This window comes from uncultured Campylobacter sp. (genome assembly GCF_937997595.1).
Lineage (GTDB): Bacteria > Campylobacterota > Campylobacteria > Campylobacterales > Campylobacteraceae > Campylobacter_B.
The window spans coordinates 17,626-34,915 of record NZ_CALKTS010000059.1; the positions used below are offsets into that span (position 1 = coordinate 17,626).

Sequence of the window (17,290 nt, forward strand, 5' to 3'; positions counted from 1 at the left end):
GAAATTTAACCCTTACCGAACGAATAGAATTTTACGCTTTTTTGCATAAAATTTTAAAATTTAGACGTGACGGCGAAATTTAAATATGCCGTCGCGCCCTAAAAAAGCAAAATCAATTCAGATATTTTCTGCCGCCACCATGCCAAAAACCATACAATCAGCCATGCTCATAGTACCGAGCCTACTTGCGCCGTGAACGCCACCGGTGATTTCGCCCGCTGCATATAGCCCTGCGATCGGCTCGCCGCTAGCTGCGTCGATAACCTGAGCTTTGGTATTGATCTGCACGCCGCCCATGCAGTAAAGAATTTTCGGGCTTGTTTGGCACGCATAAAATGGAGCTTTTGATACGTCGATACCGCCTATATCGGCTTTTGTCAAAGGCTTGCCAAACTCCGGGTCACTTCCTGCTTTGACATAGCCGTTAAAATCCGCGACGGTTTTTAAAAACGGCTCCAGCGGAATTTTATAAAATTTTGCAAGCTCTTCCAAGGTATTAAATTTTTTGATTGAGCCTGCTTCTACACCTTTTGATGTATAGACCGGATTATTTGCATCAACTGCGGCTTGATCGCAGATATTTACGGGATAGTTGTCGTTATTTTCGCTCTCCGCCATACATTTAAAGATCGCTTCGGTTTTGATCTTGCGCCCGGCGTGCTCGTTCATAAAGCGTTTGCCCGTCTTTGGATCGACAGTTAGACCATAGTCGTTAGCGCAGTGATTTGAAAATAGCGCAGAAGTACCAAATCCCTTCTCGCTAGGATTGGTATAAGGATTTAGTTGAATCCAGCTGAGTTGCAAAGGATTCGCACCTAGCTTCATCGCCGCGATAAGCGCACCTGCGGTAGCACCTGGTTGGCTTACGGTTTCGATATTGTCTTTTAGATACGGCACCTGCTGCGCGCGAAACCATTTATCCGAACTGTATCCACCCGCAGCCAGAACGACGCCATCTTTGGCTTTAAAAAATTTTACTTCGCCACTTTTGTTTTCCCTATCGTCGCTAGCAAGCTGCGGATCGAACTTATATTCTTCGCGACACTTTACGCCTACGACGCGACCGCTGTCGTCCACGACAAAATCATCAAATTTAGTACGCTTCTTAATTACAGCATTTGCATTTTCCTCGATTGCCTTATGCATCGGCTGGATGTAGCCCGAGCCGCTAGCATTTTTGGCCTGTACGGCGCGCTTTAGCGAGTGTCCACTGGCAGATATCACCTTGCCCGAAAACTCCACTCCGATGCTTTTTAGGTATTCAAAAGCGTCGCCTGCGCGGTCGTAGATGACGCCTAGCAAATCTACGTGATTTAAATTTAGCCCGTCTTTTAGGCAATCTGCGATGAAAGCCTCCTTACTATCCGTGATACCCGCGGCTTTTTGGAATTCGTTATTAGGCACCGCCATATTGCCGGCGTTAATGACGGAATTGCCGCCCGCACGGCCCATCTTTTCGATCATAAGCACTTTTTTGCCGCGCTTAAGAGCCTGAAGTGTCGCCATCGAGCCTGCAAAACCGCTACCGATAACAACAACGTCATATTCTTCGTCAAATTTTACGTCTTTAGCGTTTTGTGTTGCACTCGCACTGCTTGCAGCTAAAGCCAGAGCTCCCGCCGCGCCGATTTTCATAAAATTTCGTCTTGAAATTTCTTGCATTTTTTGCTCCTTGCGTTGAAATTTTATAGATTATACACCCACGTAGCGAAATTTAAAATTTAACGTAAAGACTTAGTGATAGAATTTTAAAAATTTAGAAAAGAAAATTTTAAAAGCGCAAATTTAAAGCGAATAAATTCCGCTCCGCTAGCCGAAGGCTAGGCGTAAATTTTAAAATTTACGGCGCACGGATTTGCTCGCCGCCTGTGCGAAATTTTGCCGCCGCTATAAAATTTTAAAGTGCGCGGTATTCAAATTTAAAAGACGCGCCGTAGAATTTTAAGTGCTTTAAATTTTAAAATGCTTTGAAATGCTGCGGCACGCTTTGCGGCTCTATCTTGAAATTTTAAAGACTCGCACAGTATTTCGGCGCAAAGCACGCACCGCTACTTCGCGCCGAAATTTAATAAAGCGCGCGTTTGCAACCACTTCGCGCCGAAATTTCGCGGGCGCTAAATTTAAGCCCCGATTGTTTCGCCTGCGATCATCCCAAAAACCATACAATCAAGGATCGCGTAGGTTCCGAGCCTACTCGCGCCGTGCACGCCGCCGGTTACCTCGCCCGCAGCCCAGAGCCCGGGGATCGGCTCGTGAGTAAGGCTAGAGATGACTTGAGCTTTGGTATTGATCTCAAGTCCGCCCATCGTGTGGTGCACTTTCGGCATCGTGCGGCTTGCGTAAAACGGCGGTTTGGAAACGTCGATGCCGTCTAGCTTATCGACCACTTTGCCGAATTCGGGGTCTTTGCCCGCTTTGACGTATGAATTATAATCCGCGACGGTCTTTAAAAACGGCTCCAGCGGCAGATTGTAAGCCTTCGCAAGCTCCTCTAGCGTGTCAAATTTCTTCACGACGCCCGCTTCCAGCGGCCTTGATGTATAGACCGGGTTACGCGCGGCGACGGCTTGAGAGTCGCAGACGTTTACCGGATAGTTGTCGTTTTTCTCGCTCTCGCCGATAACCTTAAAGCAAGCATCCGCCTTGATCTTGCGCCCTGCGTGCTCGTCCATAAAGCGTTTGCCGGTCTTTGGATCAACGGTTAGACCGTAGGTGTTGCAGCAGTGATTGGTGAAATTTACTGCGGCGCCGAAGCCCTTTTCGTCGGGCGAGCAATACGGAAGGAACTGAATCCACGACGTTAAAAGGGTGAATGCGCCGATTCTATTTGCCGCAAGCATCGCTCCTGCCGAGCTTCCCGGATGGTTGGTGCTGTCTATGCTAGGCACTACGCGCGGATCTTGGATCTGGCGGTACCATAGATCGCGTCCGTATCCGCCCGAGGCTAGCAAAACGCCGTCTTTAGCTTTATAGCTCTTTTTCTCACCGCTTTTATTTTCCAGATCGTCGCTAAAGAGCTTCGGATCAAATTTATACTCCTCGCGCGCTTCTACGCCCACGACGCGGCCGCTGTCGTCCACGATAAAATCGTCAAATTTCGTGCGAGTCTTGATCGTGACGTTAGGATCGTTTTGAAGTTTACCCATCATCGGCTGGATGTAGCCAGAGCCCGAGCCGTTGGTTGATTGCAAGCTTCTTGCGACGCTGTGGCCGCTCTCAAAGATCAGCTTATCGCTAAATTCCGCTCCGCAGCTAGTTAAAAGATCCACCGCATCGTTGCTGCGATCAAACATCACGCCTAAAAGATCGGTATGGTTAAGCCCGAGTCCGTCTTTTACGGCATCAGCGATAAAAAGCTCCTTGCTATCTTTGATGCCCTGCGCTACTTGAAATTTATTCATCGGAGCAGCCATGTTTCCGCCGTTGATGACGGAATTTCCGCCCGCGCGACCCATCTTTTCAAGCACCAGCACCTTTTTACCGCGTCCGCTGGCTTTAATCGCCGCGGCAAGTCCCGCAAAACCGGTGCCGATGATGACGATGTCGTATTCCTCGTCAAATTTGACGTCCTTGGCGTTTTGTGCCGCGCACGCGCTACTAGCTCCCAGCGCAAGTGCTCCGGCGCCAACCGCGCTAATCTTTAAAAAACTACGTCTTGATACGTCTTGCATTTGCAACTCCTTTAATTAAAAGTGTATATTTAAAAGAAATGATAACTCGAATTTAAAGGTAAGTCAAATAGAACGACGCTATGAATGGATAGTAAAAAGCTATGAAATTTAGGGATTAATATAAAATTTGAAAATTCGGCAAGCGGGGATTTAAATTTTAAAATTTACAATGTCGCTCGTTTGTAAAATATTCGCTGCAAATAAAAATCTCGGCGCGAAAATCGCAATTAATGCAAAATTTGCGCCGAGCCTTAAAATCGCTAAGCCCTTAGCGAGCGACTTTAAATTTAAGCGTTTGCAGATCGTAGTTATTTACCTGCTCGTATTGCATATCCTCGATAGAGATCGCAGGAAGCGCGCACGAGCCCGACATGATCACGTTTATCGGCGTGTAGATGACGCCGGTACTATTATGGCCCTCTTGCGGATCGTAGTAAAAATAACCGCTTTTCGGGAAGTGAAGTACTCGGTCGTACAGATACTCCGTATGCTCGATCGCTACGCTATCCACAAAGCCTTCCGGGCGAGCCTGTGCGGCCGAGCCCAGGCGCTCATTTACCGCCTCAAAGCAGCTAGGCATCGCCTCGTCGATTGCGAAATTATACAGATAATGATTCGCTCGCCAGCTGATCTTAGAGTAAATTTTCTGCCCTACTTTGAGTTTGTTTAGATCGACGATGTTGCCGCGAGCATCGAGAAACTCGCGATAAATTTCAACCTTCTTATCTCGGTCGTTATCAAACGGTCTATTTATGCTAAGCGGATTGTGTTTGACCGCAGCGCTTTCATATCCAAATCCCAGCACCGTAAAAAACAGCTCGCCGTTGCCGCTCATCGGCGTAAATTCTATCGAGCCGTCTTTAACCGCAAGCTTGGTATCCAGCGGCGAATTAAAATTTTTCGTCTCGCCGTCGTATTTCAAAGCAAAGCTAATATCTTTTTTCGCGTCCTTAAAATACGCATCAAATCCGCGTATAACGCTCGCTCGCTCCTGCGTATTGTCCGCATCTTTTAGGTTGCGCACGAGCGCGATAGCCGCCTTGCTTGTGCTATCGTCTTTGATGCCCGCCTTGCCGAATGCGTAGAGCTTAAAGGCAGCGTCTCTTATGTCGCTGGCAAAGGTCAAGCCCGCTCCGTCTTCGGCGTAATCATAATCCATTTGGTTTATTTTTTCACGCATGAAGTTAAACTCGGTCGTCATATTGTGCTTTTTAAGTATCGCAGCCATAGCGATGCGAGCCATCGGCGAGTTATCATAAAGGCCATTGTCGAAAATAAAATTTATCTCATCGTCATCGAGCTTGCCGTATTGATCTAGCACGAAATCCGCGTATATTCGAAGCGTCGCTTGATCTTCGTAGTCTGATTTTAAGGCGCTAAATATCAGCGATCTTTGCTTATTGCTAAGGAATTTATAGCGCGCATCAAGCTCCAATAAAACGTCGCTTGCATAGATCGAAGCGTAGTAATTAGTCACGCCGCTAGCGCTCCAGTAGCCGAAACTGCCGCTAGGTTTGAGGCGAGATAGAATTCTACTTGCATACTCGTTTACGCGGTTGGTTAAGGTTTTATTGGAGTCTTTGCGTGCGACATAATCAACCGCTACCATCTTTGAAGTAAGCTGCTCGGTGCAGCCGTAAGGATAGAGATATAGCTCGTCCGCTAGGCTAAAAGCATTAGGCGTAGCGCTGATGTGAGTATAAATTTCTTTATAGCTCGGATCGATTTTGAGCGTTACCGGCTTATCGCCATAGCTTACGTGAAATAGCTTCGAGCGCGGGAACTGGCTGATTATGTCAAATTCCACGTCGTTGCTAAATTTCTGCCCATTTGCGTCAAGATCAAATTTAATATTTGCATCTGCAATATCAAGCGCGCTCGCGGTGAAGTTCGTATGCTTGACCTCAAGCGGTTTGAGCGTGAAATTTGCCTCACCGCCGCTTATAGCGACCGAAGGAGATGAGCTGATTTTCAAGACCGCATTTTGCTCCTTATCAGTGGTGTTGATGAGCGTTATCGGCACGGAAATTTCATCGCCGCGTACCATGTAGGTTAGATCGGCGGGCTTTATGATCACGTCGTCTCGGACCTTGGCTTCGACGTTTGCCGAGCCAATCGTAGCCGTCTCTCCGATAGCCATGGCGCTTAGTCGGATCGTGGAGTTAAAATTTTTCGGCATCGCAAGCTCAAATTTCGCCTCGCCGTTTGCATCCGCTTTTGCGATCAGCATTTTGATAAATTTTTTCTGCTTTTTGTTTTCGACTGGGCTTAAATTCCGTTTAGCTTTCGCCATCACGCCGTCGCCGCCGAAGCTTAGTTCTTTAGCAGTAGTTTGATACACACTAAGATCATCGTAAATGTCAAAGTACCGCAGCGCAAAATACGCGCTAACGTCAAACGCCTTAAATGCATCAAGCTCCTCTTGTGAGACGATATCTAAAATTCCAAGATCGACTGCGTAGAGTATGACTTTGGAATTTGGCTCGCTTTTTACGCTGATCTGCGCGTTTTGCCCGTTTTTGTAGCTTTTCTCGGCTAGGATTTGCACGCCAGCCTTGTGCGAGCTCGCATCTAGCGCCACCGGCACGTTTGCATAGGCGCGAAGCGGCATAGCAGCGGGTGTCGCGGCGCGCGCGATTACAGCGTTGATGTGTCCGCCGACGAAATCCTCCGGCACGCTAAGCTCAAATTCCGCGCTACCGCCTTTTATGGATAGAATTTTATAATCGTAAACCCGCTCTCCTACGAGCGAGATATTTAGCACGCCGCTTTCTACCGGAGAATTGATGACGCCTTTAATTTTATCTCCAGCTTTAACCTTATCGCTTGCGAGTTTGATTTTAGCGCTTTGTACGTCTTTAGCGTTTACCCGTCCATAATATCCCCAGCCGCTTACATCCACGCGCACGCCAGCACTTGCGCCACTTGAGTAATCGTTTGCGACGATTAGATAATTGCCGCCGTTTTGGAATTTGTACTCAAACTCGCGCGCATCGGTGCTAACGGCGCTTACGAGATTAAAGCTTTCTTGCTCGACGTATCTGTTGCCGTCATAAACGTAAGTAAAATCGTCTCGGTAAATTTCAACGTCGATCTTGCCTTTAACGTCGGTTTTGGTTTTGGAATCTAGCAGCGCAAAGCCGAATTTTACGCTATCGCCGCTTGAAATAAAATCCTTGCTCGCGCGAATTCCTACGATACGATCATAAGGCAGATAGCTCAGGCTGCGATATGCGTTTACGTTTTTGCCCTCTTCGGTTACGCTGAAATTTAGTAGAATATTTATGGCGTTAGAGACATTTAGATCAGCTGCTGCCGGCGAGAGTGCAAGCTCCTTTTTACCGGCGGGGCTTAGCGTAAATTCTGCCCTACGAAGCTGCGTAGCGCCCTTTTTCTTTAAGCGATCGTTTAGAAACGAAAAGCCCTCGTAGCCTTTAATTTTTAGCTCTTTTTCATAGGCGTTTGCTTCCAGCGAGCCTTTCAAATCTCCAGCCGGCGCGCCTGCAAGATAGTTTGAGCTTAGCTTTAAAGTTATGATCTCATCTGCGCCGTATTCGTCTTTGGCAGTGAGAATTTCATTTTTAATGCGGTTTGGAACAAAATTTTCTACGCTGAAGCTTTTAGAAGCGATGATTTTGTCCTCATAGATGAGATCTAGGCGGTAAGTGCCGCTTTTCTCGCCCATCAGCTCGTCGATTTTAACGCTGCCGAACTCATCGGTGTTTTGCGCGCGCGTGATGACCGCAGTGCCGCTAGGATCGTAAATTTTAAATTTAATCGGCGTATTTTTTAAAGAGCTAAAATCGCGATTTTTCATCACGATCGTGCCTAAAAGCCGCTCATTCGGGCTTATCAGCTCGCTTGCGAGATAAACGAACGGACGCTTTGCAGTAATCGTTTTCTCTACGCTTGCTACGGCGTTATTAAACAGCACGAACGCATGCTCATCACCTTTGCTAATCTCGATAGAGCGCGGATTTTTGGCTAGAATTTCCATATTTTCTAATCGCAAAATTCCATCTCCGTCCGTTTTATCCTCTACGATTAGCTCATTTTTATCGCTGTAAATTTTAACCTTCGCTCTACTTAGCTCCTCGCCATTACTAAGCCTAGAAGTATAAATTAGCGCGCCGCGCTCAAGCAGCACCACTTGAGCCGTAATGTCGCTAAGATAGGCTACGCGCGAAACCTCTTGCATCTTTTCGCCCACTTTGTAAAACGCCGTGATTTTATAAATTCCATCCTCATAGCCTTTAAAATCCATCGCGATTTTATGCTCCGCGACGGCGTTTTTAGCGCCTCCTATATCAAAGCTCTTAACCGCGATCTCGCTAGCTAACCCACCTACACTATCTTCGTTGCTTTCAAAGTTTAAAAAATACCTAAAATTTTGCTCAGGGACTTTGGCAATCGAAATTTTAACCTCATTTACGTTTGAGCTTTTAAAAGCTAACGAAGCGGATTTTGGGATAAAATTTTTCTCGTCGCTAAAGGCTACGAAAGGCAGCCTATCGCCCATTTTTACGCTTTGTTTGATCTCGTCACGCAAAATATATGAGCTATCTCCGAAGCCCTTTAGCAGCCTAATCTCGTAGCTTTTATTCGGCATAAACTCGTCGCTTACTATATCTGCATAGTAGTAGCATGAAGGATCGTCGCTTTCGCCGCCCTCTTCATCTTCGTCATAATAATAATATCGCGGCTGAGTGAGGCTAAATTTACTCACGCCTACGATTCTTACGTATTTGGCGGACAGCTCGTCCATATAGTTAGGGAAACACACTCTAGCCGCGAGTGAGCCGTCTTTTAGAGCCGCAGGGCGGATCTGCACGCCGCTTAAATTTGAAGCGTTAATGCTATCATTAAAAGGCTCCTCGTCTGTGCGCAGCTCCACTGGATTTTGCAGCTTTGCGCCCGCTTTTGAGGTGAGGGATTCTATTTGCAATACGACGTTTTGCGCCTTAGGATCGAAGCTGAATAAAAAATTCCGATCATCGTGCGAGCTAAGCTCGTAGGATATATCGTTTTGGGCTAAATTCTGCGCACGGTAAATTCTAGTCGCTTGCTGTAGCGCGTCCTTGCTAACCGCATCGTTAAATTTAATTGCCACTAACCCCGGACGCAGAAGCGCGATATGCTCGGTGCTAAAAGGCTCTGTCTCGAACTCAAAGCGCACCCCGCGCGCCTCGCACGAATAATTAACCCCGGCGCTAAGCATCGGCTTAGGATAGAGCCTGATTGAGCTCTCGCTCACGCTTTCGTAGGTGCCCGTGATTTTGGGAGTGCATTTTAAGATCTGCTTTTGCGTGACACTAAATCCACTGCCGTCCACCCCGCTAATCTCGTAAGCCCCGCTAGCGTATTTGATCTCTACGCCCGCGGCAAAGCTAGCCAAAGCGCAAAATAGCGCTGCGCTTAGTAGTTTTGTCTTCATAAAATTCCTTTGCAAAAATTTTACGAAATTATATACAAATTAACCTTTTATTTTCTTTCATTTACTCTAAAATTTGCTTTAGCGAAATTTGCATTTTCGTCCAAGCAGCCAAGCTCAAAATCCCCTGCACCAAGGCTTAGCGTAAAAGCCTCACCGTTAGTGCGCGCAAAATATTCTCCCGTTTTAACTTTAGAATTTGTAGGCGCTAAGCTTTGTGTGGTGAAATCGCGTGCCACAAAATTTTGCTGCGAGGAATTTTGATCCGCGAAATTTTTCGCTGTGAAATTTTGAGCCCCCGAATTTTGCTCTGTGGAATTTTGCAAGATAGAATTTTGCGATGCCAAATTCCGTGTAGCTGGATTTTCAGCAATAAAATTCCATCCCGCAGAATTTTTCTTCGTAAGATTTTGTGATTTTACATTCTGCGACGCTAAATTTTGTCGCATAGAATTTTGTGCTGTAGAATTCTGTTCTACAAAATTTTGCTGTACTAAATTTCGCTTTAAATTATCTTGCTGCGCCGCGCTAGAATGCTTGGAATCCAAATCCGCGGAATTCTCCCCCGTAAACGCAGTGGAATTTAGCGCTATAAACTCCCGCGAACCGCCGCTTAGCCTGATATATACCCGCTCGCCGAAAACCGCTGTGCACTGTATCTTTAACCGTAGCGTGCCGTCCGCGCCGGTCTCGTAGATTTTGGCGTTGATGTCGTTTAGCACGGGCTTTACGGCAGCAAATTTAGCCGCGCACCTTCCTGCGCGCACCTTTTGCGGATCGACTAGGCCGTGTTTTAGCAGATAAAAAAGCTCGCTCGTGCCGTAAATTTCGCACTCCTCGTTGGGCTCAACCCCGTCGATCGTAAGATCCTCGGCGCTTTGCGCGCACTCCTTTTCGCGGTATGCGTCGGTGCATACCCGCCGCAAGCTCACGCCCGCAGGACGCGCAAACTCCGCCTCGCCCAGCATGCCCGATTTATCGAGGAAAGCAAACATATTAAACGCGACTTTTGCCGCACTCACGCCGCCGCTAAGATCCCTAGTCTTGGAGCCGTCGAAATTTCCCAGCCAGACGCCGAGGGTAAATTTAGGCGTAAGCGCGACGGTGTAGAGATCGCGCGCATCGGCGCTCGTGCCCGTTTTAAACATCAGCGGCGGCGCGTTTAGGGTATTTTGCCACACCGAGCCGAGATAGGAGCGCGGCGCGTTTCTTAACATCTGCGTTACGATGTAGGCGCTCTGCGGGGTTAAAATTTTAGCATCGTCGCCGATCTTTGCGCCCGCTATTTCGAGCTTTCGTAGCTTGCCGCCGTTTGCAAACGCGCTGTAAAGGCGGCTAAGATCCATTAGACTCATCGAAATACTGCCAAGCGCGATACCTGCGCCGTAATAATCCTTGCTAAATTCCGCCATATGCACGCCACTAAGCATCTCATACAGCCCGTCGTCACCCAGCATCAAATTTAGCTTTACCGCAGGGATATTCAGGCTCAGGCTTAGCGCGTCAGTCGCACTCACTGCACCCATGAAGCTCTGGTTGTAGTTGCGCGGCACGTAGCCCGCGAAGGTTATCGGCGCGTCGATCAGCTTCTTTGAAGGGGTGATGAGCCCGTGCTCAAGGGCTTTGGCGTAGATGAAGGGCTTGAGCGTCGAGCCTACGTTTTTTTGTGAGCGCACGCCGTCGTTTTGCCCCTCATTGGCGCTAAAATCGTGGCTGCCGACGTAGGCGATCACCCTCATACTTTCGTTGTCGATCAGCACCGCAGCGCCGTTTCTAACGCCCTTATCGCGCAGGGAGAGGATCTCGCTTTTCAAAAAGCTCTCAAGCGCGATCTGGGTTTTAAGATCCAAGCTCGAATAAATTTTACCCTCGCTTAGGCGCGCAAGCTCCTGCTCTAGCGCAGTTTGCTCCTTGGACTGCGCGCTCGCTTTAGAGTTTGCGGAATTTTCCCGCGTCTTGGCGTTTGAAACGGAATTTGTCTGTATTTTGGCGCCCGGAGTAGAATCTGTCTGAGTACTAGCGTCCGACGAAGCAAAATCCGCCTGCGTACTAGCGTCTGAAACGGAGTTTGTCTGCGCACTAAAATTTGCGCTCGGCCGCTCGCTAGAGCTTGCGTCTGCCTGCGGATTTTGCGGCGGATGCGCGGTATCTTGCCGACTATTTAAATTTAGATTTTGCCGATTTTGCGAGTTTTGATGCGGATGTGCGGTACCGACGACATTCTGCCGCTTGTTTAAATTTATATCCGCACTCGGATTTTGCGGCGAATACTCGGTTTGTCGTTTATTTGAATTTGCATCTGCGTTATAATTCTGCGGCGAATACGTAGCGCTTCGTTGTTCGTTTAAATTTAGACTTTGCTGATTTTGCGAGTTTTGCGACGGATGGGCAGCATTAATTAAATCTTGCCTCTCATCCAAGTTTGCGCCCTCTCGTTCATTTGGTTTTACATTTTTCGGTTCATTCGGTTTTGCGCCCGCCTGCGATTCTACGCCTTCGCGCTCGTTTAAATTTAAGCTCGTTCCGCCTAAATTTAAACTCTTCGGAGCATCCGTTTTAAAATCCGCCTCTTTGGGATTCATTTCTTTCGAATCCACTCCCGCCTGCGCACTCACGGAGCCGGATAGATTCGGCGCGGCTCTTGTCGCAGCAGTAAAATTTGATTCAGCACTCGCCGCGCCCGAAAAATTTGATTCTGCCGCCGCCGCGGCTCTGCGTGCAGCCGAGCTTGCTTCCTCTGCCGTCGCGCCGGGCGCGCCGCCCTGCTCTAAATTTTGAGTGAAATTTACGTCCTCTTTGGCGGTAAAATTCTGCATTTTATAATTGCTAAACGCTAACAGCGCGTAATGCGGCGCGTAATTGGGCGCTGCGTAGCGTCTGGGCGAAAACGGCTCCGCAAGAGCGCGCTCATACTCGCTTTGCGAGATCACGCCGCCGTCTCGCAGCTGCGAAATTAGGCGGTTTTTAAGCGCGTTGATGTTTGATTTGCGATCCAGGCGGTTTTTGTTCGGATTTTTTGGGATCACGCTAAGAAGCGCGATTTGAGCGTTGCTAAGCTCGCGCAGGTCCTTTTTGAAGTAAAAATACGCCGCGGTTTTAACCCCCTCGATGTTGCCGCCGTATGGGGCGAGGTTGAAATACATTCCTAAAATTTCATCCTTGCTGAAGTGCCACTCCAGCTGAAAGGCGTTGAAAATTTCGATGATTTTGTTCTTGTAGCTGCGCTGTTTGGGGCGCATCATGCGCGCGACCTGCATCGTGATCGTCGAGGCTCCGACGCGCTCGACGTTACCCTCGCTTTTTTTAGTAAAATTTCGCGTAAAATTATACGTAGCTGCGCGCAGGATCGAGGCTGGATTGACGCCGAAATGGTAGTAAAAATATCGATCCTCGAAGTAGATCGCGCTTTGTTTCAGCCGCGGCGGTATCTCGTCCGCGCTCGCGTAGAAGCGCCAAATTTGATCGTCGCTGATCTGCATATTTAAAATTTCGCCGTTTCGGTCATATAAAATTCTACTCTTCTGCTTGTTTAGCATATCCAAATTTAGCGGATAAAGCGCGTCCAGGATCAAAAACAAAGCGAATGCAAATGCACAAAATAGCGCGATTTTTAACGTAAATTTTAAAATTTTCATCGCGCAATTATATCAAAGAATTTTAATGATTTTAGGCTATAATGGCGCCTTTTTGCAAAGGAATAATCTTGGACGCTCTAGCTAAGCTAAACACCGAACAATACGCCGCCGCAACCGCTCCTGCTGGGCACAATCTAATAATCGCAAGCGCAGGCACGGGCAAAACCAGCACCATCGTCGCGCGCATCGCTCATCTGCTAAATCTCGGCACGAGCCCTAGAAAAATTTTGCTTCTTACTTTTACGAATAAGGCCGCAAGCGAGATGATAGCGAGGCTGCAGCGGCATTTTGATAAAAAAATCACCTCCGCAATCGTCGCTGGCACCTTCCACGCCGTATCCTACGCCCTACTTCGCGAGCTGGGCAAGGGCGTGATCCTAAAGCAGCCCGCCGAGCTAAAGACTCTGCTAAAAAGCCTCGTAGAAAGGCGCAAATTTTATCACGTAAGCGACGCGCGTCCCTACGGCGGGGCATATCTGTACGACGTGTACTCGCTGTATCAAAACAAAGAGATGAGCGCGGATTTTGCGACGTGGTTTAGCAAAAACTACGAGGATCAGGCGGAATTTGCCGAAATTTACGCAGATATTTTGCGCGAGTTCGAGGAGGAAAAGGCAAAATTTAACTACGCCGACTTCAACGACGTATTGCTAAAGATGCGCCGAGAGCTGCAAAAGGGCGCGCCGCTGCGGTTTGATGAAATTTTAGTGGACGAGTATCAGGACACGAACTCGCTACAAGGAAGCCTCATCGATGCCTTTGCGACAAAAAGCCTTTTTTGCGTCGGCGATTTCGATCAGAGTATCTATGCCTTTAACGGCGCAAACATCGACATCATTGGCAGCTTCGGCAAGCGCTTTGCGGACGCTAAAATTTACGCGCTAAATATCAACTACCGCTCAAGCTCGGCGATTTTGGCGCTTGCAAACCGCGTCATCGCGAACAATCCGCGCCTTTACGAAAAGAAGCTGATCGTAGGACGCGAAGGTAAATTTAGCGCGCCTAAGCTGCATATTTACGACGATACGGCGGCGCAATACGCTCACGTAGCCGCACAGATCGCGCAAAGCGGCACTCCGCGCGAAAAGATCGCCGTTATCTTTCGCAACAACTCCAGCGCCGACGGCGTCGAGGTCGCGCTTAAGGAGCTCGGTATCGGCGCAAAGCGAAAAGGCGGCGTGAGCTTTTTTGAAAGCCGCGAGATCAAGGCCTTTACTGACATTTTCGCGATGATAATAAACCCCAAAGATATGATGGCATTTATGAGCACGTGCGAATACGCAAGAGGCGTCGGCAACGCGCTAAGTAAGGAGCTTTTCGACGCGCTAATCGCGCTTGGGCACGGAAGCATTCACGCAGGTCTTTTGCGTCCCGATGAGAGCGTTAAAATTTTTGAAAAAAAGAGGAAAAACTACCAGCTTGGGCTTTTTGACGATATCGCTATAATCGGCTCGGTATCGCGCTTTGAAGCTTTGGAATTTGACGAGTTTTTTCGCTCGCATCCGGTTTTAAAACACAATAAAATTACCGAAGGCGGCGCCGTATTTTTGCACGAAATTTATAAAATTTTTAAAAAAAGCGGCTCCGCTGCGAGGTCCGCTACGCTCATCTCGCATATCAAAGACTCGCGCCTTTTCGCGCTTGTGGCAGATTTCATCGCGACGAAACGCGCGACGCTGAAAAACGGCAAGATAGACGAGGATCGCAAGAAGGACGAGACCGCTCGCATCTACGATAAATGCGGCATTTTAGAGCAGATCGCGGGCAAATACGCGGATCCGCAGAGCTTTTATAACTTCATAACCCTGGGCGCAAAGGAGATGAGCGAGGGCGAGGGGGTAAATCTGCTCAGCGTGCACGCAAGCAAGGGGCTTGAGTTTTGCAGCGTCTATCTCATTGACCTGGCGCAAAACCGCTTCCCGAACCTCAAGCTAATGGCGATGGGCGGCAGCCTGGAGGAGGAGCGGCGGCTCTTTTACGTGGCGGTCACCAGAGCGCGCGACGAGCTGGTGCTAAGCTATGCGAAATTTGATAAGATTAGAAAAGTTAGCTACGAGCCGAGTTGCTTTTTAAGGGAAGCGGGGCTGGTGAAGTAGGCGAAATTTTGCTCGCTAAATTTGAAATTTCATTTTAGCGCTGGCGGATCGTTTGGGTAAGAATTTTACTCCTCGCGTATGCCCGGCGCGCCGCCTTGCTTCCTTATCGGATTGCTGAAATAAGAATTTCGCCGCACGATTTGTAAATTTTTGTGGTGCGGACGCTACGGCGCCAATATAAGCGTGATTTTGCGTAGTTAGAATTGCGAAGTGGTAGGCTCTTTTGCGAGCCAAAATTTATCGACATTTTGCCTAAATTCGAGCCCGACATACGGCCTAGCGATAAAATTTTACCCCCATCCGCTATTTTAGAATTTCTCCCGAGCCTAAGGACGATTTTAATTTATAGCGGCGAAATTTTGCCCTTACTTGAAATTTTACCGATAGCTCACTGCGGGTTGCAAGATTTCGCGCTCGTCACGCTCGCACTGGGCGGCAGTAGGGCGAAATCGCGCCTAAAACAGCATAGCGGCGCAAAATTTCCACGGCTCGCAAGCGTAAAATCGCTCTTGATCGCAAAATACGGCGGCTTTAAACTTGTTATTTTTGCGGCTCGATAAATTTTGTAGGCGACGGCTGGGTTTTAAGCTACTATGAAAAGCGTGACTGTTCGGAGTTTTTTCGCGAGCTGTGCGCGCTATGTAACAGCGCGATCAAAGGTGGTTTGAAATGGTGATATTTGCGGCGCGGGTAACTGTAAAATTTCACACCGCAACTTGCGGGATTAAATTTTAAAATTTTGCTCCTGCTCTCCGCATAATTTTAATGCAGTAAAAATCTCCGCAAAATCTTACGCGAGTAGAATTCTGCGGCAAAATTCGGCGATAATAAAATTTCACCGTCCTATTTCATCTTTCTCTTACTTTGAAATTTACGTGTTTTATACATCGCGGAGCTAAAATTTTATTTGATAAATTCCAAAAATACCGCAAATTCCACGACAAGTTAAAATTTTAAAGCGCATCAAATTTATGGCGCTACAAATTTTAAATTTCACTACGTATTGCGCGCGTTGTAAAAAATACGCGCTCTGCCGAATTTATTGCCGCGACGGAATTCCGAGCGGCGACAACTCGCATATTTGTTAAATAGATTTCGCGTCGCGTAAAATTCCATTGCCGGTAAAGTTTGCTGCCGATCAATTTATACCGCATAAAATGCTGTCCGCGCAAATTTAACGCAGCCAAAAGTCCTTCGCCGCCCAAATCTCAAAGTGTATTAAATACCCTATCTCCCGCGTCTCCGAGGCCCGGCACGATATATTTTTGCTCATTTAGTCTCTCGTCGATCGCCGCGGTAAAAACCTCGACCTGCGGATAGATCTCGCTAAATCTATGAAGCCCCTCGGGCGCTGCGATGATGGAGATAAATTTGATCTTTTTGACGCCGTTTTTCAGCAGAAATTTCACCGCATCGATCGCCGTACCGCCGGTCGCAAACATCGGATCGATGATGATTGCGGTGCGCTCTGCGGCGTCTGAGGGCAGCTTGGCGTAAAAAAACTCCGCCTGCGCGGTCTTTTCATCGCGCTGAAAGCCTAAAAACCCTACGCTGGCATCGGGCATAAGCTTAAAAACGCTATCCAGCATCCCCAGCGCGGCGCGTAAAATCGGGCAGATCATGATCTTTGTGGCGAGCTTATACGCGCTGGTTTGCGCCACGGGCGTATGCACGCTCACCTCCCGCAGCGCCAGATCGCGCGTCGCCTCAAACATCATCAGATAGCTGATCTCATCGACGAGCATGCGGAACTGAAACGGATCGGTCCCCCGATCGCGCAGGATCGTGAGCTTATGCTCGATTAGCGGGTGCTTGATCAGCCTCACGTTAGGCAGCTCGCACGCGGTTTGGTGCGTACATTTTTGGCTTTGGCTCATTTTCTCTCCTTAAATTTACTGAATTTTGCGCCCTTTGGGGCATTTTGATCGTATGTTTTAGCGCGAGCTTTTACGCCATGGCGCTGAAATTTCGCCGATAACGACAGCGCGATTTTAAATTTAGCTCATTTTAGCTCGCAATGCGCGCGTTACATTTAAATTTAGCTCGGCGGCTCGCTTTAAATTTAGCTTGCGCGTGCGCTTTTGATTTAGCCGCCATTTAAACAGGGCGCGCTTTCTATCGGCACGCTGGCGCTACTTTTCGGCGAGCGCTCGCGGCGTAAATTTCATCTGCGAAATTATCGTCTGAGGCGGCTTTAAATTTACTTAATGCTCTCGCTCGTGAGCCAAATTTTAAAATTCCACGTTATCTTGCGCGCCGATAAAATTTTAATTTCATACACGCTGATTGCCCCGCAAACGAGCTGAAATAAATCTGGCATATCCTCAAATTTAGCCCGCCGCAAGCGGTTAAATTTGCCCTGCCGAAGCGATCAAATTTAACCGCAAAGCCCCTATTCCTTTACCACGCGCAGGAACGAATACACGTCCTGCACCCCGGGCGCGTGCGTCGCATACC

At 48.2% G+C, this 17,290-nt stretch carries 7 protein-coding genes and 1 pseudogene; 2 read left to right on the forward strand and 6 right to left on the reverse strand.

All coding sequences use genetic code 11. From position 1 onward, the window contains the following. Positions 1-117: 117 nt before the first annotated feature. From Q0614_RS01965 to Q0614_RS01980, 5 genes and pseudogenes are all read right to left on the reverse strand, one after another. Positions 118-1,662 (reverse strand): flavocytochrome c, encoded by a 1,545-nt coding sequence (locus Q0614_RS01965; RefSeq protein ID WP_298786171.1) that lies wholly within the window; start codon positions 1,660-1,662, stop codon positions 118-120. A 458-nt stretch (positions 1,663-2,120) separates the two neighbouring features. Next, positions 2,121-3,671, reverse strand: coding sequence for a flavocytochrome c (locus Q0614_RS01970; RefSeq protein ID WP_298786173.1), 1,551 nt, complete (start codon positions 3,669-3,671; stop codon positions 2,121-2,123). 268 nt (positions 3,672-3,939) lie between these two features. Beyond that, positions 3,940-9,105, reverse strand: a complete 5,166-nt coding sequence (locus Q0614_RS01975) for an alpha-2-macroglobulin family protein (RefSeq protein WP_298786175.1) — start codon at positions 9,103-9,105, stop codon at positions 3,940-3,942. A gap of 189 nt (positions 9,106-9,294) precedes the next feature. Next, entirely contained in the window at positions 9,295-9,444 is a 150-nt protein-coding gene (locus Q0614_RS12535) for a pentapeptide repeat-containing protein (RefSeq protein ID WP_366125037.1), read from the reverse strand. Between the two features lie 797 nt (positions 9,445-10,241). Beyond that, positions 10,242-12,737, reverse strand: a pseudogene (locus Q0614_RS01980) (transglycosylase domain-containing protein); the annotation flags it as partial. Between the two features lie 41 nt (positions 12,738-12,778). On the opposite strand from Q0614_RS01980, the gene Q0614_RS01985 reads away from it, so the two are divergent. After that, positions 12,779-14,833 (forward strand): ATP-dependent helicase, encoded by a 2,055-nt coding sequence (locus Q0614_RS01985; protein ID WP_298786177.1) that lies wholly within the window; start codon positions 12,779-12,781, stop codon positions 14,831-14,833. A gap of 203 nt (positions 14,834-15,036) precedes the next feature. Beyond that, positions 15,037-15,393, forward strand: coding sequence for a hypothetical protein (locus Q0614_RS01990; protein ID WP_298786179.1), 357 nt, complete (start codon positions 15,037-15,039; stop codon positions 15,391-15,393). 648 nt (positions 15,394-16,041) lie between these two features. Here the strand turns inward: Q0614_RS01990 and upp are convergent. After that, positions 16,042-16,668 (reverse strand): uracil phosphoribosyltransferase, encoded by a 627-nt coding sequence (gene upp / locus Q0614_RS01995; RefSeq protein ID WP_298786183.1) that lies wholly within the window; start codon positions 16,666-16,668, stop codon positions 16,042-16,044. Positions 16,669-17,290 lie beyond the last annotated feature (622 nt).